General features: G+C 32.1%; 16 protein-coding genes, 1 pseudogene and 1 other annotated feature. Of the genes and pseudogenes, 7 read left to right on the top strand and 10 right to left on the bottom strand.

The features are described 5' to 3' along the window. Nucleotides 1–108: 108 nt before the first annotated feature. The 3 genes and pseudogenes from dapA to FYJ33_RS16145 all read left to right on the top strand — a co-directional run. Nucleotides 109–987, top strand: a complete 879-nt coding sequence (gene dapA, locus FYJ33_RS00730; RefSeq protein WP_154529854.1) for a 4-hydroxy-tetrahydrodipicolinate synthase — start codon at nt 109–111, stop codon at nt 985–987. Between the two features lie 15 nt (nt 988–1,002). Continuing rightward, nucleotides 1,003–1,764, top strand: coding sequence for a 4-hydroxy-tetrahydrodipicolinate reductase (gene dapB / locus FYJ33_RS00725; RefSeq protein ID WP_154529853.1), 762 nt, complete (start codon nt 1,003–1,005; stop codon nt 1,762–1,764). Between the two features lie 119 nt (nt 1,765–1,883). Further along, nucleotides 1,884–2,108, top strand: a pseudogene (locus FYJ33_RS16145) (hypothetical protein); the annotation flags it as partial. Between the two features lie 395 nt (nt 2,109–2,503). Here FYJ33_RS16145 and FYJ33_RS00720 read toward each other — a convergent pair. Further along, complete coding sequence (locus tag FYJ33_RS00720) at nt 2,504–3,643, bottom strand: pyridoxal phosphate-dependent aminotransferase (protein WP_154529852.1); 1,140 nt, start codon at nt 3,641–3,643, stop codon at nt 2,504–2,506. Next, entirely contained in the window at nt 3,643–4,170 is a 528-nt protein-coding gene (locus FYJ33_RS00715) for a cob(I)yrinic acid a,c-diamide adenosyltransferase (protein ID WP_154529851.1), read from the bottom strand. Before FYJ33_RS00715 ends, FYJ33_RS00720 begins: the two co-directional genes overlap by 1 nt. A gap of 154 nt (nt 4,171–4,324) precedes the next feature. On the opposite strand from FYJ33_RS00715, the gene dapD reads away from it, so the two are divergent. Then, complete coding sequence (gene dapD / locus FYJ33_RS00710) at nt 4,325–5,035, top strand: 2,3,4,5-tetrahydropyridine-2,6-dicarboxylate N-acetyltransferase (RefSeq protein ID WP_154529850.1); 711 nt, start codon at nt 4,325–4,327, stop codon at nt 5,033–5,035. A gap of 78 nt (nt 5,036–5,113) precedes the next feature. Here dapD and FYJ33_RS00705 read toward each other — a convergent pair whose 3' ends face one another. Both FYJ33_RS00705 and FYJ33_RS00700 read right to left on the bottom strand, forming a co-directional pair. After that, nucleotides 5,114–5,776 (bottom strand): single-stranded DNA-binding protein, encoded by a 663-nt coding sequence (locus FYJ33_RS00705; RefSeq protein ID WP_154529849.1) that lies wholly within the window; start codon nt 5,774–5,776, stop codon nt 5,114–5,116. A 126-nt stretch (nt 5,777–5,902) separates the two neighbouring features. Continuing rightward, nucleotides 5,903–6,649 (bottom strand): polysaccharide deacetylase family protein, encoded by a 747-nt coding sequence (locus FYJ33_RS00700; RefSeq protein WP_154529848.1) that lies wholly within the window; start codon nt 6,647–6,649, stop codon nt 5,903–5,905. Between the two features lie 198 nt (nt 6,650–6,847). Here FYJ33_RS00700 and FYJ33_RS00695 point away from each other — a divergent pair, with 198 nt between their 5' ends. Beyond that, nucleotides 6,848–7,375, top strand: coding sequence for a DUF4364 family protein (locus FYJ33_RS00695; protein WP_154529847.1), 528 nt, complete (start codon nt 6,848–6,850; stop codon nt 7,373–7,375). 48 nt (nt 7,376–7,423) lie between these two features. Continuing rightward, nucleotides 7,424–7,669, top strand: a complete 246-nt coding sequence (locus FYJ33_RS00690) for a TIGR03905 family TSCPD domain-containing protein (protein ID WP_154529846.1) — start codon at nt 7,424–7,426, stop codon at nt 7,667–7,669. 64 nt (nt 7,670–7,733) lie between these two features. Here FYJ33_RS00690 and FYJ33_RS00685 read toward each other — a convergent pair whose 3' ends face one another. The 3 genes from FYJ33_RS00685 to FYJ33_RS00675 form a co-directional block, all read right to left on the bottom strand. Further along, nucleotides 7,734–9,065, bottom strand: a complete 1,332-nt coding sequence (locus FYJ33_RS00685) for a bifunctional folylpolyglutamate synthase/dihydrofolate synthase (protein WP_154529845.1) — start codon at nt 9,063–9,065, stop codon at nt 7,734–7,736. A 12-nt stretch (nt 9,066–9,077) separates the two neighbouring features. After that, nucleotides 9,078–11,720: a valine--tRNA ligase gene (locus FYJ33_RS00680; RefSeq protein WP_154529844.1), complete on the bottom strand. Its 2,643-nt coding sequence runs from the start codon at nt 11,718–11,720 to the stop codon at nt 9,078–9,080. A gap of 323 nt (nt 11,721–12,043) precedes the next feature. Then, nucleotides 12,044–12,273: a binding site (T-box leader), on the bottom strand. Between the two features lie 101 nt (nt 12,274–12,374). Further along, a complete protein-coding gene (locus FYJ33_RS00675; protein WP_154529843.1) occupies nt 12,375–16,658 on the bottom strand; it encodes a 2-hydroxyacyl-CoA dehydratase in 4,284 nt (1,427 codons plus the stop codon). A gap of 410 nt (nt 16,659–17,068) precedes the next feature. Here FYJ33_RS00675 and FYJ33_RS00670 point away from each other — a divergent pair, with 410 nt between their 5' ends. After that, entirely contained in the window at nt 17,069–17,416 is a 348-nt protein-coding gene (locus FYJ33_RS00670; protein ID WP_154529842.1) for a tetratricopeptide repeat protein, read from the top strand. 121 nt (nt 17,417–17,537) lie between these two features. On the opposite strand, the gene FYJ33_RS00665 is transcribed toward FYJ33_RS00670, so the two are convergent. The 3 genes from FYJ33_RS00665 to FYJ33_RS00655 are packed head-to-tail and all read right to left on the bottom strand — an operon-like array spanning nt 17,538 to nt 20,598. Continuing rightward, nucleotides 17,538–18,707: a transglutaminase-like domain-containing protein gene (locus tag FYJ33_RS00665; protein WP_154529841.1), complete on the bottom strand. Its 1,170-nt coding sequence runs from the start codon at nt 18,705–18,707 to the stop codon at nt 17,538–17,540. 6 nt (nt 18,708–18,713) lie between these two features. Then, a complete protein-coding gene (gene recX / locus FYJ33_RS00660) occupies nt 18,714–19,352 on the bottom strand; it encodes a recombination regulator RecX (RefSeq protein WP_154529840.1) in 639 nt (212 codons plus the stop codon). Continuing rightward, on the bottom strand, nt 19,345–20,598 hold the full coding sequence (locus FYJ33_RS00655) for a M16 family metallopeptidase (protein WP_154529839.1): 1,254 nt from the start codon (nt 20,596–20,598) through the stop codon (nt 19,345–19,347). The genes recX and FYJ33_RS00655 overlap by 8 nt, the downstream gene beginning before the upstream one ends. Nucleotides 20,599–20,653 lie beyond the last annotated feature (55 nt).

Below are 20,653 nucleotides of genomic sequence, written 5' to 3'. Positions count from 1 at the left end.
TGCTTATTTGAGAAAGATTATACTTATTAATTTATTAACTTTCCGTTTCAAATCTTAAAGATGTATAATATAATATATAGAAGTATATTATATTATAGGAGGTATTTTATGTCTTTATTTAAAGGTTCAGGAGTTGCAATAATTACTCCTTTTAAAAATGAAAAAGTCGATTTTGAAAAGCTAAGCGAATTGCTTGAATTTCATGTTTCAAATAAAACTGATGCTATTATAATCTGCGGAACTACAGGTGAAGCATCAACTATGACCCTAGACGAAAAAAAAGAAACAATAAAATTTACAGTTGATAAAATAGCAAAAAGAATTCCAGTAATTGCAGGAACAGGTTCTAACGACACTAGAAGTGCAATAGAAATGTCTAAATGGGCAGAAAGCATTGGAGTTGATGGACTCCTTGTAATTACTCCTTATTATAATAAGACAACACAAAAAGGTCTTGTTGAACACTTTACTGCTATAAATGATGCTGTTAAGACCCCTATTATCCTTTACAGTGTTAAGAGTAGAACAGGTGTAAACATTGAGCCTCAGACAGTTCTTAAACTTTCAAAATTAAGTAACGTAATCGCTATAAAGGAAGCAAGTGGAGATATATCTCAGATAGCAAAGATTAAATCATTATGCAAAGACAATATTGATATATATTCAGGAAATGATGACCAAATAGTTCCTATACTTTCATTAGGAGCCGTCGGTGTAATATCAGTACTTGCAAATGTCATTCCTTCTACTATACATGATATTTGTGAGCATTTCTTTAACGGTGATATAAAAAAATCTTTAGATCTACAGATGGAATATCTTGAACTTGCTAATACTTTATTCATTGAAACAAACCCTATTCCTGTTAAAACAGCTATGAACATGATGGGCTTAGACGTTGGTAATTTAAGACTTCCACTATGTGAAATGGAAGACAAGAACAAGCAGATATTAAAAGATACTTTAGAGAAATATAAACTGATTTAATTTAGGAGGTACAGTATGATTAAAATTTTATTACATGGCTGTTGTGGAAAAATGGGAAAGGTAGTCTCTAACTTAACAGAAAAGTATGATAATCTTGAAATAACTGCAGGTGTTGATAAATTCGGAACAAACGATATGAAATACCCTGTTTTCAAATCTCTTGAAGAATGCACATCTGATTATGATGTAATGATTGATTTCTCAAGAGCAGATGCACTTGAAGGCTTATTAAACTTCTCTTTAAAGAACAAGAAGCCTATAATTTTGTGCTCAACTGGTTATTCAAATGAACAGTTAAAACTTTTAGATGAAACTTCAAAAAAACTTCCTATATTCAGATCTGCAAACATGAGTGTAGGCATTAACCTTATGAATATGCTTCTTAGAAAGGTTGCACCTATACTAAACGATAGCTACGACATAGAAATAATCGAAGAACACCATAACCAGAAAGTAGATTCACCAAGTGGCACAGCTATTATGCTTGCTGATTCTATAAAGAACAGTATAGATACAGATGCTAATTATGTGTACGGCAGAAGCGGACACAAGAAAAGAGAAAAACATGATATCGGAATACATGCAATAAGAGGCGGAAGCATAGTTGGAAACCATGACGTAATATTTGCTGGAGAAGGCGAAGTAATTAAGTTCACTCATAATGCTCTATCAAGAGACCTATTTGCAGTAGGTGCATTAAAAGCGGCAATCTACATGGCTAAAGTAACAGAAAACGGATTATACAATATGGAAGACGTAATTGGACTTGTTTTCTAATAATAACTCTTTCACAAAGCAATATATCAAAAAGGGGCTGTATCAAAAGTCTTTGATACTAGCCGAAACAAAAAGGTAGATTCGTAATTGAATCTACCTTTTTTACGTATAATATTAACATGAATAATAATATTATACCTATTCATCAGATAGGTTTCCCAATTGATTTAGAAATTATTATTCCAGATGACGATTCAGTAAAATTGCTATATGAGATTACGGAGGGAAAATAAATTAGCTCAATTGAATGAGATAAAATTTAAAATGTTTTTGTAGATGGTATAAAAATTGAAGCTAATGCTAACCGATACACTTTTGTATGGGAAAAAGCTATTAAAAAATTTTAGGCAAAACTTCAAGAAAAAACTTTTATTTGTTGTGTTTAAAAATATATTTTTACCCATAAATTACATAAAAATTAATGCATAGAATAAAAATATTCAAAAAAATAAGCCATACTCAGAATGATTTTTCAATCATTCTGAGACGGCCCCTTTTCCTATAATACAACTACTAAATTCGCAAACAGAGAACAGAGAATAACGAATAGTTAAGGAAAAAAACTCCCTATCGGAGTTCTAAAGAATACAGACCTGATTGCGTTCAGCAATCAGGCAGGAAGTTTGGAGGGTCTACCATCCATTTTTAAAAATTATACTATACTTTTAGTCGTTTTGGTTGTGTACTTTCATCATACAACTTTCACTTACCTACTGTTCGTTATTCACTAACAATATATCTATCTATTCTCCTCTATAAACTCTCTGATAAGCGCCAACGCCTTTTTTAGTTCTTCTATGCTGTAGCTGTATGATATTCTTATGTATCCTTCTCCACATTTACCAAATGCATTACCTGGAACGCAAGCAACCTTTTTTTCATTAAGCAGTCTTTCACAGAATTCTTCTGAAGTCATCCCTGTACTTTTTATGCTAGGAAATATATAAAAAGCTCCTTTAGGTAGATTTACATCGAGTCCCATATCCTTAAGCTCTGAATAAACAAAATCTCTTCTTTTTTTAAATTCACTTCTCATATACTCAACATCGTTATAACCATATTTTAAACCAGCTACAGCACCATACTGAGAAATTGAAGCAGCACATGAGACGTTATATTGTTGTACCTTTATTATCTGTTTTAATATTTCCTTCTCTGCACATACATATCCTATTCTAAGCCCTGTCATAGAGAACATTTTAGAAAACCCACTTACATATATAAGATTTTTTTTCAAATCATCATATTGAGCAACACTATAATATTCATCTTCATAACATAAAGCTGCATACATCTCATCCGTTACTATCTTTACATCATATTTTCTTAACAAACCCGCTAACTTGTCTCTATCTTCTCTGCTAAGTACTGCTCCTGTAGGATTACATGGATAAGAAAGCACTACTGCTTTTACGTCACCTGCTCTTAGATATTTTTCCATTTCATCGAAATTTAATGAAAAATCATCGTTTAATTTATATTCTATCGCACAACCACCAATCATTTCTACTATGGCCTTATATGCTGGATATCCAGGATCAGGTATTAGAACCTTGTCCTCTTCATTTACTAATGCCATAAATACTGCAAAAAGTCCCTGACTTCCCCCTACAGTTATACACATTTCATCACCATCAAAGTTCACTCCAAGTTTATTTAAATACTTACTTATTTCGTTTCTTAATTCTGGTATCCCTTCATTTGACGTATATGATGTTTTCCCCTCATCAATAGCTTTTTTCATACCTTCACTAACGCATTCTGGCACATTAAAATCAGGCTGACCTAATGTAAGGGATATTGCCCCTTCAACCTCTTTTACTTTATTGTGGAATCTTCTTATTCCTGACACCTTAATGTCGCATACTCTTTTATTCATTAAAATTCAATCCCCCTTCTTGCTTCTACTCCCTTTTTAAAATAATGTTTTATTTCCTTCATTTCTGTGACAAGATCAGCCTTTTCAATAATCCTCTTTGAAGCATTTCTTCCTGTTATTATTATCTCTACATTATTAGGCTTTTTACTAATACAATCAATTACTTCATCTTCGCTTAAAAAGCCTTCATTTATTGTTCCTAATATTTCGTCTAAAATAATCATATCATATTTTTTACTTGTTATTAAATCAGAAAGAAACTTAAAATTTGTAGTAATTTCACATTTAAGTTCACTTTTCTCTCTATCAGTAAGGTTCCAAGTGAAATCTCTAGGACTTCCAATTCTCATAAAATCAAATTTATCTATATTCTTAATTATATCTATTTCTCCAGTATTCCATGATTTCAAAAACTGAACCATAAGCACTTTAAATCCACATCCACATGCTCTTATTCCCTGTCCTACTGCGCATGTAGTTTTTCCTTTTCCATTTCCAGTATAGATCTGTATGTAACCTTTATCCATATTAATTTTCACATCCTTTCCTATTATTTTATCTAAAAAAAATAATTTTATCTAGCTCAATAATAAATTATTAAGAAATATCTCTTTAATTAGATAACCATTTATAATATAATAATTATTATTAAACAATACATATTTAGAAAGGAAGAATATTATGAGCTATAATTTTACAGATCCATATGAAATAGCTAGATTTATAAAAGAATCAAAAAAAAGCACGCCTACAAAAGTTTACGTTAATGGAGATTTAGACGGATGTGATATGAAGCATATTGAATGGTATGGTTCAAACGGATTCTATGTTCTATTTGGAGAAAGCAGTGAAATAAGAGAATTAATCCTTGATAATAAAGAGAAAATTAAGCACTTCAGAATGGAAAATGACAGAAGAAATTCAGCTATACCTATGCTTAATCTTCTTGATATCGATGCAAGAATTGAGCCAGGAGCTATCATAAGAGATAAAGTTACAATAGGCAAGAATGCAGTAATAATGATGGGTGCAGTAATAAACATCGGCGCAGAAATAGGCGAAGGCACAATGGTTGATATGAATGCAGTTGTCGGCGCAAGAGGAAAGCTAGGTGCTAGAGTTCATCTTGGCGCAGGCGCAGTCGTAGCAGGCGTATTAGAACCACCAAGCAAAAGCCCATGCGTAATCGAAGATGATGTTTTAGTTGGAGCCAATTCAGTAATTCTTGAAGGAGTTAAAATTGGTAAAGGATCAGTTGTTGCTGCTGGTTCAGTAGTAGTTGATGACGTTCCAAGTGGTGTTGTTGTTGCAGGAACTCCTGCTAAAATAATAAAAGAAGTTGATGACAAGACAAAAGGAAAAACTCAACTTCTAGATGATCTTAGAAAATAAACAAAAATTGCATAAGATGCACTTTCTGTTATAAAAAAATGCTGCACATCATATATGCAGCATTTTTTATTTAAACTTTTATGAAATTCCTTGTTCTTCATCGCTGTTAGGCTGAGCATTTTCTTCCTTAACCTTTTCCATCTTAGATATTGAAACTTCATATGCAACTTTCTTTGCAACAGTATCGTCAGAAAGCTTCTTTTGATATTCTCTGCTTTGTAGTCTTCCCCAAACTCTTATGTTATCCCCTACTGAAAGAGTTTTGCAGAATCTAGAATTTCTTCCCCATGCTATTGTTGGTATATAATCTGATTTATTATATGCCCTGTTTACAGCTAAAAGCACATCCGCTATTTCTCTTCCAAATGGAGTTGTTCTGTAAACTGGCTCCTTGCATATAAATCCATCAAGATATATTTCATTAGGATTCTTGAACTTCTCATCTGTAAGCTGTATTTCTCTGGCAAATACAGTCAATATCAATCTATTGCTTCCATCAACGAATTTATTATATGATCTTAACTGACCATCGATAACTACATTTGTTCCAATATCAAGTTTTAAGTTTAATAACAGTCTTTCAGACACAGTTATGTTAAGAGTATCTTTTGAATCGCTTAGCCTTACCACATCTAACGAAAAAGTATAGAAACTTTCCCCATACATAGAGTGACTATACTCTAATTCAGTAGCTACCTTTCCCTGCAACACTATCTTATTGTTTAAAAATATTGTATCCATTTAAACCCCTCTCCCTATTGTTCATTAACACTAATGTAAGTTTATCATAAATTTTCTCTTTATGTCTGTCCTCTTCCATTATAATACAATTAGTATTAATCTTTCAATATTTTTTTGTTCTATTAATTAATAGATTATTTTTTGCCTTCCTTCATTATCAACATAATAGTTTTCTTTTATTAATAATTCGTCTATTGTGACAAACTTGTAATTATCGTTTTTTAGCGTATCAATAACCTTACTCATACTTTTTGTCGTAAACTTTCCATTATTATGATATAAAATTATAGAACCACTCTTAACCTTCTTAGTCACCCTGTCATATTCAGCTTCAGCGCTCGTTGATTTCCAATCAAGACTGTCTACATCCCATTGTATTGGAATATAGCCATTAACTTTAATATTATTTACAGCAGCATTATTATAAGCTCCACTTGGAAATCTAAAATATTTTGGCATAACACCAGTTGTATTCTTAATAATTTCATTAGTCTTTTTAATTTCACTAATCATCTTGTCTGATGATATCTTGGTATAGTCAGGATGAGAATAGCTATGATTTCCGATTTCATGCCCACCTTCATTAATTCTCTTAAGTTTTTCTGCATTTTCAGGCGCATAATTAACCCAAGAACCTATAATAAAAAACGTTGCTTTTATATCTTTTTCTTTTAAAATATCTAAAATCTCATCAAGATGTTCATCATCGGCCCAGTTGACATCTATAGTAAGTGCTATCTTTTTCTCATTTGTATCTACACAATAAATCGGCAATTCCTTCTTTTGTGCAAATGTATTTTCCGAACCACAGCACGATATTATAAGAAATGCGCATAGTATGCTTATAATAAGGCCTTCTGTTTTTTTTCTCATACTATAAACCCCTTTAAAATATTTCTTATATATTTTATTAAATAACTAATAAATTTATGATTATACTTGTAATCGTATTTTCATGACTATACACGTTAGATAAACTACTAATTATTTTTATTTTTTAACTTAAGTATTTGATTAATACTACAATTTAAGTTATTATTAAAATATACATAAAGATTTGGAGTGTGGTATATGTACGAGAATTCAACAGAACTAGCAGAAAATAAGCTGCTTCTTTTACATATAATAAAATCTGTGACTATACCTATTTCTAATACTCAGCTTACTGATATTGTCTTAGAGAACAGTTTTGTTAACTATTTCACTCTACAGCAGTATATTACTGAATTAATTAATACAGATTTTTTAAAATATGTAGAAGTCAATAAAAAAAAGAGTCTTCAGTTAACTCAAAAAGGTGAAAATGTACTTATGCTTTTTAAAGATAGAATTTCACCATCGAAATTAAACCAGATAGATGAATATATTCATACTAAAATTGAATCTTTAAAGAAAGAATTTTCAATAACTGCAGATTACCTTCCTGCTAATAAAGATTCATTTATCGTTAATCTTAAAGCTATCGAGAATGATACTCTCCTGCTTGATTTAAAGGTAAATGTAGTATCAAAAAAACAGGCAGTGGATTTATGTACAAAGTGGAAGCATAATTCAGCAGATATTTATAATAAAATTCTTAATGCCTTAATTAATGAATGATTGAATGAATTCTAATTCAATAATATAAATATATCGGGGGGAATTTACATGTATTCATATGCACCAAAAGGAGTATGTTCAAGAAGTATATCTTTTGATATAAAAGATAATAAAGTTACAAATTTAAGCTTTGTAGGAGGATGTAATGGTAACCTTCAAGGCTTATCAAAGCTTGCAGAAGGAATGGACGTTGATGACGTTATAAACAAGCTTAGCGGTATTAGCTGTGGCAGCAAAGGAACTTCATGCCCTGACCAGCTTGCACATGCTTTAATGGAAATAAAGAATAAATAGTAAAAAAAATCGTCATTTAAAGACGATTTTTTTTAGTGAACAGAGAATAATGAATAACGAATAGTTAATGAATTTCAACCCTTTCTCTTATCTCTTTATCATTTAAAATTACTTTCCTCATATCACCAATCATATACAGCGATCCTGCACATAGAATCATGTCACAGTCGTTAGCTAATAACTCTGCTTTTTTTAAAGCTTCTTCATAGCTTTCTATAACAAAACATCTACTTTTATCATAAGTCTTCTCATATAAATTATAAGGATCTTCAGCCCTTAAGCTGTGAGGTAGGGTAAAGATAATATAATCAGCTATTGATGAAATTTCATCAAGCATCATATTAGTATCTTTATCAGCCAAAATTCCTAAAATGAGAATTAGTTTTTTATATAAAAAGTATTTAGATGTGCTTTCTTTTAGTTTCTTTATACCATCAATATTATGAGCTCCATCAATAACAATTAGTGGATTTCTGCTCAAGACTTCCATTCTGCCTATCCAGCGCGTTTTATTAAGACCTATAAGCATATTATCCATGCTTATCTCTACACCGCTATCTATAAGCTTTTCAAGAGCATTTACAGCAAGTGCACAGTTAGATACCTGATATGTTCCAAGTAGATTTAATAAAATCTTATAATTAGCTTTATCTGTTTTCACTTCAACCAACTGACACATATCTTCCCTTTTAGCTTCAATGACTGTAAATGAATTATTATTCACAAAGCTTATCTCAGCGACTTTAGATTCTGCATTTTTAATCAGTGCATCTATCACTTCTTTCTTCTGAGCAGACGAAACTACGGGAATTCCGTTTTTAATTATGCCAGCCTTTTCTTCAGCTATTTCACCCAAAGTATTTCCTAATACATTCATATGATCATAACTTATTGCTGTTATAACAGACAATACAGGTTTTATAACATTAGTTGCATCAAGTCTGCCACCAAGACCTACTTCTACAACAGCATAATCAACTTTTTCATCTGCAAAGTACTTAAACATTATGCATGTGATAATCTCAAACTCATTAGGATATCCAAGTCCTTTTTCAGATGCTTTTTTTACTGCATATTTAACAAGACCTGCATAATATGCAAGTCTTGTTTTAGATATATTTACATTGTTAATCTGAATTCTTTCTTCAAATTCCTCAAGATATGGTGAAGTATACATTCCAACACTATATCCTGCTTCCTTTAACACTGAAGATATCATTGCAGTAACAGATCCTTTTCCATTTGTTCCCGCAACATGGACAATCTTAAGAGAATCCTGAGGGCTGCCTAGCGCCCTCAGAATTTCCTTTGTTCTTTTAAGTCCGGGATTATCACTGAATCTTTTAGCTCCATGTATAAAACTCATACATTCTTCGTAACTTAATTCATATTTCATATCAAATCATCCCTAATTAAGAGCTTCTATTCTTTGAAGTACTGCCTGAAGCATTTCTTTATATTTTTCGCCCTTAACTCTTTCTTCATTAACTACAGCTTCTGGAGCCTTACTTACAAACTTTTCATTTGAAAGCTTCTTTTCAACTCTCATTATTTCAGATTCAAGTTTAGCTTTTTCCTTGTTTAATCTTTCAAGTTCCTTATCTTTATCAACAAGATCTAATAAAGGCATGAATAATTCTCCACCCTTAACAACTGCTGATACAGCATTTTCTGGAACATCCTTCTTATCAGTAATAAATGTTACTTCACTGCATGAAGCAAGTTTTTCCATATAAGTCTTTCCTTTTTCGAAAGCATCTTTACACTCATCATTGATGTAAGCAATAAGTTTAGCTTTTCTTGATGGTGGTACATTCATTTCTGCTCTTACATTTCTTAAAGACTTAATAGCTTCAATAACAAATGCCATTTCCTTTTCTGCATCAGTGTCATTTAAGCTTTCATCATATTCTGGCCACTTAGAAACTGTAATTGATTCACATTCATCAGTAAGATGAGTATATATTTCTTCTGTGATAAAAGGCATTACTGGGTGAAGCATCTTAAGTCCCGAAATAAGAACTGTGCTTAATACATTATAAGTTACACCCTTCTTCTTTTCGTCTTCTCCATATAAAACTGGCTTAACAAGTTCTATATACCAGTCACAGAATTCATCCCACATAAAATCATTAACTTTCTGAAGTGCAACTCCAAGTTCAAACTTATCAAGATTTTCAGTAACCTCTTTAGCTACAGTATTAACTCTTGAAAGTATCCATCTGTCAGCCATGCTGAATTCCTTACAGTCTTTATATTTATCCATAAGATCCTTATCAAGGTTCATCATAACAAATCTTGAAGCATTCCATATCTTATTTGCAAAGTTTCTAGCTGCTTCAACTTTTTCAGGATAGTATCTTATATCATTTCCTGGAGCGTTACCTGAAATTAGCATGTATCTTAATGCGTCAGCACCATATTCATCTATAACTTCAAGTGGATCCACACCATTTCCTAAAGACTTACTAAACTTTCTTCCCTGAGCATCTCTCACAAGACCATGGATAAGTACATTTTCAAATGGTACTTCATTCATATTATGAAGGCCTGAGAATATCATTCTAGCTACCCAGAAGAATATGATATCATATCCAGTAACAAGAGTATTTGTTGGATAGAAGTACTCTAAGTCCTCAGTCTTTTCTGGCCAGCCAAGTGTTGAGAATGGCCATAATGCAGATGAGAACCATGTATCAAGTACATCCTCGTCCTGTCTTAAGTTTTCTGAGTGACACTTTGAGCAGCACTTTGGAGTTTCTTCTGAAACTGTTATTGCGCCACAATCGTTACAATACCATACTGGTATTCTATGTCCCCACCATAGCTGTCTTGATATACACCAATCCTGAATGTTTTCCATCCAATTGAAGTAAGTCTTATCGAATCTTTCTGGTACAAATTTTGTTTTCTTAGTCTTAACTGCTTCGATAGCTGGCTTAGCTAGTTCACTCATCTTAACGTACCACTGTTTAGAAATTATAGGTTCTACAACAGTACTGCATCTATCATGAGTTCCAACATTATGAGTATGAGGCTTAATCTTAACAAGTGAGCCTTCAGCCTTTAAGTCTTCAACTATCTGATTTCTAGCTTCGTATCTGTCAAGTCCTGCATACTTTCCGCCAAGGTTATTGATTATACCCTTGTCATCCATAACTCTAATAGCTTCAAGATTATGTCTCTTACCAACTTCGAAATCATTAGGGTCATGAGCTGGAGTAATCTTAACAGCACCAGTACCAAATTCCATGTCTACATAATCATCTGCAACTATTGGAATTTCTCTTCCTACTAGTGGAAGCACTAAAGTTTTTCCTACAAGATGAGCATATCTCTTATCTTTAGGGTTTACAGCAACAGCAGTATCTCCTAATAGAGTTTCTGGTCTAGTTGTAGCTATTTCTATAACTTCATCAGAGTCCTTAACTGGATAGTTAATATGCCAGAAGAATCCATCTTGTTCTTCATATTCTATTTCTGCATCAGATAAAGCAGTCTGACATTTAGGACACCAGTTAGTTATTCTATTCCCCTGGTATATAAGACCTTCATTGTAAAGTTTAACAAATACATGTTTAACTGCTTTACTTAAGTTTTCATCCATTGTAAATGCTTCTCTTGTGAAATCAGCTGAAGTTCCTAGCTTTTTCTGCTGAGTTCTAATCTTTTCTCTATATTCATCAGACCATTCCCATACTTTTTCAAGGAATGCTTCTCTACCCATTTCCTTCTTCTTTAAGCCTTTATTTAGAAGTTCTTTTTCAACTTTAACTTCTGTTGCAATACTTGCATGATCCTGTCCTGGAAGAAGCAATGTACTATATCCCTGCATTCTCTTGAATCTAATTAAGGTATCCTGAAGAGCAATATCAAGAGCATGACCTAAATGAAGCTTTCCAGTAATATTTGGTGGCGGCATCATAATGCTATATGGTTTCTTGCTTTTATCTACTTTAGGTGTAAAGTATTTTTTTTCTTCCCAAGTTTTATAAATTCTTTCTTCGAATTCTTTTGGATTATAAGTTGTTGCTATATTCTTATTTTCCATCTTAGTTACCTCCTGCTTATAATAAGATTTTAGTATTTAAAATTTTTCAACAAAACGCTAAACTATAAATTAAAAAGATTAGAGATAATAGAGCTGGAATAAGAATAAAGAACGAAACTTATTCGCCATGCTTAAGCAGGCATTCCAAATCTTTGATTTGGCATGTTCGCTTACGTCTTGGCTCGAAACTCCCACAAGGAGTTTCATCCTTTTCTCTACTCTCTTCGTTCTAATCTCTGATCTATTCCAAGTATTGATGTAAACTGATAGTTACCTAATTTATGTATTAGTTTGCTGATAAAATATAAAAGAGCCTTCATCCTAAAAAGGACGAAGACTCGTGGTACCACCTTTATTTCTGCATACAACAATAGCATTAACTATGCAGACACTCAAGAAATATAACGGTATTAACCGTCTCTGCTTACTGTAAATTTCAGCGGAGAAACTCAAAAGCTACCTTCAGAATAACTAATATAGAAAGTCTTTCAGCTTATAAACTTTCCTCTCTAAATATCGTTCTATTCTTACTCCTCTTTTTCAATGTCTTTACTTTTAATTCAATCTGTTTAGACTTATATTTACTATATATAATATACCAGTAATATAAAAAATGTCAACCATATTACTTTTTATGACACATAATAAGAAATCTTAATTCTTATCATTATCTGTTGCAGCTGCTTCACTATAAGCTTCTTCTGCTTCCTGCTTCTCTTTGTTAATGTTCTTGTTAGCAACTGAAAGCATAAGCTTAATTCTGTTAAGCTGGTTAACTTCACTTGCACCTGGATCATAGTCTACTGCCACTATGTTGGCAAGAGGATTTCTAGCCTTAATAGCCTTTATCATTCCTTTTCCTGTAACATGGTTAGGAAGACAGGCAAATGGCTGAATACAAAGAATGTTGTTTACATCCTCTTCAATAAGTTCAAGCATTTCTCCAGTTAGGAACCATCCTTCACCAGTCTGATTTCCAACTGAAAGTATATTCTGAGCAAGAGATGCTAAATGACGTATATCTGATGGTGCTGAAAATCTCTTAGACTTCTTAAGTTCTTCCTTAAGAGTCTTTCTAAATCTTTCAATATACCATATTCCTATATTATTTTCTAACTCATCTTTTCTTGTTCCTTCAAGATATTTTCTCTTAAATTCTGCGTCATATGCGCAGTATAAGAAGAAATCAAGAAGATCAGGCATTACAGCTTCTGCACCTTCATTTTCAAGCACATCTACCACATTATTATTTGCTGTTGGATGGAATTTAACAAGAATCTCTCCAACGATACCAACCTTAGGCTTCTTAATATCAAGTATTGGCAGATTGTCAAAATCTTTTACGATTTGTGCGATGTTCTTCTTGAATTCACGTTTGCTGCCATTCATTACATTCTCAATAGCTTTCTTTTTCCACTTCTCATGAAGTTCATTTGCTGAACCCTTAACTTTTTCATAAGGACGAACCCTATAAAGCACTCTCATGAATAAGTCACCATAGACAAGAGCCATAAGTCCCCTGTTTACAAGCTTAAGGTTGATTGTAAATCCAGGCTGTTTTTCCATTCCTACAGGATTAAGTGAGATAATTGGAATATTTGAAAGTTCAGCTTCTCTAAGAGCTTTCTTAAGGAATCCAATATAGTTAGTTGCTCTACATCCACCACCAGTCTGGCTGATTATAACTGCAGTACTATTATGGTCATACTTGCCTGATTTTAAGGCATGTATAATCTGTCCTACTACAAGTATAGATGGATAACATGCATCATTATTAACATATCTAAGCCCTTCTTCTGTTGCATCCTTATCAATTGATGGAAGCACCTCAAGGTTATAACCGCAGATTTCAAATGCCTTTTGTACTATATCAAAATGTATTGGTGACATCTGTGGTGATAAAATTGTATACTTCTTTCTCATTTCTTTAGTAAATTCAACTTTTTTATATGATAAATCCTGCTTTTCAGGATTATAATTCTTTCTGTCTCTTTCTTCTATTGCTGCCTTTAAAGATCTAAGTCTTATCTTGATTGCTCCAAGATTATTTACCTCATCAATCTTGATAACTGTATAAATCTTACCATATTCATTTAATAACTCCTGAACCTGGTCTGTTGTAACTGCATCAAGTCCGCATCCAAACGAATTAAGCTGTATAAGTTCAAGATTCTTTTGAGTTCTTACAAATGATGCAGCATCATATAGTCTTGAATGGTAAGCCCACTGGTCAACAACTCTTAATGGTCTGTCTGCATTGTTAAGATGGCAAACACTATCTTCAGTTAAAACTGCCATACCAAATCCAGTTATAAGATCTGCTATTCCATGATTAATTTCAGGGTCAACATGATAAGGTCTTCCGGCAAGAACTATTCCCTTTCTGCCAGTTTTCTTAAGGTATTCGAGAGTTTCCTCTCCCTTTTTCCTTATATCATCACGATATTTATCTTTTTCAGCCCATGCTGCATCAAGCGCAGTCTCAATTTCTTCCTGCGTAATATCGAAACCATCAAGTTCATCATATAATCGTTTTTTAAGCTTTTCCTTATTGTTAAGTGAGAAGAATGGATTTCTGAAATCTATATTCTTTTCCTTAATCATATCCATATTGTTCTTTATAACTTCTGGATATGATGTTACCATTGGACAGTTATAGTGGTTATCAGCTCTCTTCTGCTGTGCTTCCTCATATGCAATACATGGATAGAATATGAATTTAACTCCTTTTTCTACAAGATCCATAATATGTCCATGAACAATCTTAGCCGGATAACATGCTGATTCAGATGGTATTGTATCAATACCCTTTTCATAAATCTTCTTAGTTGAAACTGCTGAAAGCTGAACTCTAAATCCCAGCTTTGTGAATAAAGTAAACCAGAATGGATAATTTTCATACATATTAAGCACTCTTGGTATTCCCACAACACCACGTTTAGCTTCTTCTTCCTTTAATGGTTTGAATCCAAATGTTCTTGCAAACTTATACTTATATAAATTAGGAATGTCATTCTTCTTTAATTCAATACCTAATCCTCTATCACATCTGTTTCCAATTATAAATTTTTCACCATTTGAGAACTTACTTATTGTAAGCATACAGTTGTTTGCACACTTTCCACATCTTTTCATTTCATTGTCAAACTCAAAAGTTTCAAGTTCTTCACTCTTAAGAAGTGTACTTTCAGTTTTTCTGTCCCATCTGTCATTAGCAATTATAGCAGCTCCGTATGCTCCCATAAGTCCAGCAACATCAGGTCTTATTACATTTCTTCCTGATACTCTTTCAAAGCATCTTAAAACTGCATCATTATAGAATGTACCACCCTGCACAACGATATTATTACCCATCTTTTTAGGGTCTCTTATCTTTATAACCTTAAATAAAGCATTCTTAATTACTGAATATGAAAGTCCTGCAGATAAATCTCCTACAGTTGCCCCTTCCTTTTGAGCCTGTTTAACTTTTGAATTCATAAATACAGTACATCTAGATCCAAGATCAACTGGAGCCTCTGAGAAAAGTGCTTCCTTAGCAAAATCCTCTATTTTAATATTAAGAGATTTTGCAAATGTTTCTATAAATGAACCACATCCTGAAGAACATGCTTCGTTAAGCATTATGTTATCAATAACACCATTTTTTATTACAAGACACTTCATATCTTGTCCACCAATATCTAGTATAAAATCAACATCAGGCTGGAAATGCTGTGCTGCTTTGCAATGTGCTATTGTTTCAATTTCTCCTAAATCCACATGAAGAGCTGCCTGAATAAGCGCTTCACCATATCCTGTAATACATGTATTGGCAATTTTAACTCCCTTCGGAAGCTTTTTATATAAATCTTTAAGTATTTCTATAGTCTTATTTAATGGACTTCCATCATTACTTCCATAATGAGAATAAAGAATTTTATCCTCTTCACTGACTAGAGTAACCTTAGTAGTAGTAGAACCTGCATCTATCCCTAAAAATGCATTTCCTTTATAAGAATTAAGATCTTCTCTTTCAACCTTTGCTTTATCATGTCTATTTTTAAATTCCTTATATTCCTCTTTATTCTTAAATAGTGGATCAAGTCTCGCAACATCAGAATCACTTACATCTTTTAAATTTTCAACTTTATTCATAAGATCTTTGTATGTTGTCTTATCTTGATTCTTAGATAAAAGTGCTGCACCAAGAGCCACATATAACTGTGGATTTTCTGGAAATATAACTTCATCTTCCTTAAGATTTAAAGTTTCTATAAATCTTTGTCTAAGCTCAGACAAGAAGCATAACGGTCCACCTAAGAATGCAACCTTTCCCTTTATTGGTTTACCGCATGCAAGACCACTGATTGTCTGGTTAACTACTGCCTGAAAAATAGATGCTGCAATATCTTCTTTTTTTGCTCCTTCATTTATTAGTGGCTGTATATCAGTTTTAGCAAAAACACCGCATCTTGCAGCTATAGGATATATCATCGCATGCTTTTTGGCCATTTCATTTAGCCCCATGGCATCAGTCTTTAAAAGTGTAGCCATTTGATCGATAAATGCACCAGTACCACCAGCACAGCTTCCGTTCATTCTCTGTTCAATAGTACCTTCAAAATAAGTAATTTTGGCATCTTCACCACCAAGTTCTATAACGACATCTGTCTGAGGTATAAAAGTCTCTACAGTTTTTGTGCAGGCAATAACTTCTTGTTCAAATTTAACACCTAACCATTTTGATACAGATAATCCCCCCGAACCAGTAACAGTAACAGTGACTTCTTCATCCTGTAAAAGGCTGTATGCATCTGTCACAATATTGATTATTGTACTTCTAATGTCAGAAAAATGTCTGGTATACTTTGAATAAAGTATTTTATTATTATCATCAATAACAACTAGCTTTACTGTTGTAGATCCAACATCAAGTCCTAGATGTAATACTTTCATCAATTTTTCCCCCTTGTTTATTTTAAGTGGTCTAAAGTCTTTTCTTGCAAATATATAAAAATAAGCCCTTTAAACCATTAAATTATAAGACTATTATATTCTATTTTTGCATATATAATCTAGCATATTTTAAATATTTTTTAATATATTATCAAGTATACACACCCTTTTTATTGTCAATAATTACTACATAATATATTTTTTACTTATTCAGGGTGTTGTATATACATTTATTTACTATAAACGAAGAAATTGTACCAAAACCCTATCAATGTTTTTACATAATACGATAAATATAAAACCTCATTATAAAATGCTTTTAATTAAGTATTATTTATTAAGCAAAAATAGGTCTTTTGATAAAATAAAAATAGTATAAATGATACCCTGGACAAATATAAGGAGGTATTATGAATTTTTTTTCTGAAGGAAATGAACAATATAGCAATCAAAATTATGCAAAAGCTATAAAACTATATAAAAAGGCAATAGAACAAAATGAAAACACTTCAAGTTCATATTATAATCTAGCAGTCTGCCTAATAAAGCAACAGAATTTTAAGGAAGCAATACTCATTTTAAGAGAGGCGCTGAAACTCTCACAGGATTCAAAATACTTTTTTAATCTTGCATACTGCTATCTTCAAATTGATGATTATAAATCAGCACTAAGATACTTCAATCTATCATGGGCACTAAACAATTCAGATACAGACTGCGAAAAAGCAATCAACCTGATAATCAAGCGCTTAGAATAATATATAGTATATGAAAAAGCTCAGATTCAAGAAATATTTTCTTAAAACTGAGCTTATTTTTTGATTACGAAAAATATTTTGATTAAATTCTAAATTTTAGAGTGTAAATTTAATTTTAGTATTACCATTGCCCTGCAACCTGCTTCTGTTTATGATCTCTGTAGAAGTTCTTATTATCAAAGTAGTTTCCTGCTACTGCAAATGTTGGATCAACATTTATCCATTCTCCAGCTTCAGGTAAATATACCTGATTCCACGCATGGCTTACCCACTGGTATCCATTAAATCCTTCACCTGTTATTACTCTTACCTTTAAGCCCTGGCTTCTGCACATTGCAACGAAAAGGCAGGCATAATCAAAACATATTCCCTTCTTTTCATTAAATGCTGGTATCGCACCAGAATTTTTCACAGACTGCCCACTAAGTACAGAGCTTGCCTTATTATCATCATAAGTTATGTTGCTGCCAATCCATTTATATATTGCAAGAGCTTTGCTCCTGCTGTCAGACTTTCCTGCTGTAATCTGCGCAGCCTTACTGTTAATTTCATCATTGCTTTTTATTCCCTGATCTAAAGTCACTCCGTTGTAATAAACAATGACATTACGGCCATTACCTGGCACAGCATCATCTGAGTTTTGCGAATGGCTATTATTATCTTCATTAACTACTTTTATCTTTAAAGAGTTGTTAAGCAGCCTTGGTAGCTGTGATACTATGCTTGAATTCTTAATAGGATCTATAGCCTTTTTCTGTACCATGTTATATATATTGCTGTCGCTAACTGATAAATTACCTATTTTAAATGGCATAAAACTAAGAACAAAACAAACAATTATAATATATATAATTGATTTAGGAATAGAGAAAAGCGCCCCAAGAACACTTCCAAGCAGTGAACATCTTCTCCTTGAAAAACTGTCAACACCATCAAGTAGTGGAAAAATCACCACATTATTAACTGCGTAAACTATAAGCTTAAGCGTATAATATAATATAGCCAAGACTATAAAGAAAACTAAAAAGAAAAATAACTTAGGAAAACTGTCAGCAAATGAAGCTAGAACGGAATTTTTTCTTAAAGCATCCATCACTTGATTGATTACTGTTCCCCTGTCTGCCCAAAACAGACATGTAATGCCTGCTATCAGCAGAATAATATTTTTTTCAAAACCATAAACTTCCTGCTTACTGTCATACGAATTAAACTTGTTCACAAAACCAAGTACTATAGGCAGCATAAAAATTATTACAAGAAGCAAATCAATACTATTGAATTTACCAGACATATTTTCTTACTCCCAAATATCTATATTTAATACTTTCTTAACTATTTTATTGCACAAATTATAGTCGTATCCCTTTGATAACATAAATCTAAACAATTTCTGTTTAACAACATTTTTGTCACTGTTGCTTTTTAGAAGAATATTGTACTTCTTTGTACATAAATTCAACGCAGTATCATATTCATCATCATCGCTAAGACTTCCTAAGACATCCATAATTATATCCTCACTTACCCCTTTTTGAATAAGCTTGTATTTTATGTTGTTCTTACCCTGAGTCTTAACCTTGTCTCTAGCAAACATTGATGCATAACGATTATCATTGATAAAATCATACTTTGTCAGAAATTCCAGCGTTCTTGATATAGCCTCTTCACTATACTCCTTGTCCTTGAGTTTTTTAACTATCTCTTTTTCAGTTTTATATGTCTTTTCAAGAACTCTTAGTGCAGAGTTTTTACATGAAATATATTCTTCCTCTTTTAATACTTCCCTTAATTCATCCATATTAATCACGGAATCCTTATTTAATCCAAATTTATATACAAGTTCCATATCACATGCAAATGAAAATTCTTCGTCTATATATACATTAACCCTGTTCTTATTCCTTTTTTGAATTTCTATCTTTGTAATTTTACTCATCTGTATCAGATCCTCTTAACATGTATACTGTAGGTTTATTTAATATTTTTCTTGCCACTTTATATATATCAGCACTGTCCAACCTTTCAAGTTTGTTCATATCCTCTAAAAATTCATAGATATTCTGTCCTTCAAGATTCTGAGTAAGGATGTAATTCCCAAGATCACTACCATCTTCAAATGTTGATATCACTGACGTCTTATGAACTTTTTTCATAAGTTCAAGAGTTCTTTCATTAAATATAATCTTCTCATTTTTCACCTCTTCAATACATTTAAAGATGGCATCCTTAGCTTCTTCCACCTTGCTGTCATGAGTTGCTGTATAGATACATAAAGTCTTTGCATTGTGACATAAGTCAAGGTCAGTATAAATATCATATACAAGACCACGTTTTTCTCTAAGTTCTCTGAACAATATAGAGTTAGCACTTTCACCAAGCTGATGGTTAAGTATTTTAAGTGCAAGTTCATCTTCTTTATCAAGGTCAATAAATGAATATATTATTGTTATTGTACTCTGTTCTATATCTTTTCTACAAGAAACAAATTCCTCATTTTTATTATCTTCTCTTATTATACTTCTATCAATACTGCATGTACCAGTCCACTGTGAAAATTCATCACTGATCATATTATATACTGTTCTATGATCAAATGGTGACACAACAGTAATAACTGTATTATCAGGAGTATAATTATTCTTATAGTATTCTAAAAGTTCATCCCTTGTAAAACCTGATACTATGTCTTCAAAACCTGCAACCTCATACCTTAAAGGGCTTCTCTCAAATGCGTAGTTAAATGCCTGATTGGCACTAAATTCAGCAACATCATCTCTCGCACTTCTTATTTCAGAAATTACAACACCCTTTTCTCTTTTCATTTCCTCTTCGTCAAATACAGAATTCATTACCATGTCACCTAAAAGTTCAACTGCATTTCTACATTCCTCCTTAAGACAACTTACATTAAATACTGTAGTGTTATAATTAGTATAAGCATTGTATTCTCCACCTAAAAATTCAAGCTCCTTATTTAATTGTTCATTATTTCTCTTCTTTGTACCTTTAAAAAGCATATGTTCTATAAAATGAGAAATACCTCTGTTTTTATCATTTTCATAGTATGCCCCGATTTTTATTCCTATATCTATTGAAAACAGTTCTGTATCTTTTTTAACTGTTATTAATTTAAGTCCATTTTTTAAATCAAATTCTTTATTATCAAATCTTATGTCTATCATTAAATTTCTCCCATTCTTTATATCTAACCTCAATTGTATAATATAATGATAAACA

It is taken from the genome of Inconstantimicrobium porci (assembly GCF_009696465.1).
In the GTDB taxonomy this organism is placed as follows: Bacteria; Bacillota; Clostridia; order Clostridiales; family Clostridiaceae; genus Inconstantimicrobium; species Inconstantimicrobium porci.
This window is presented reverse-complemented; position numbering and strand designations above follow the sequence as displayed.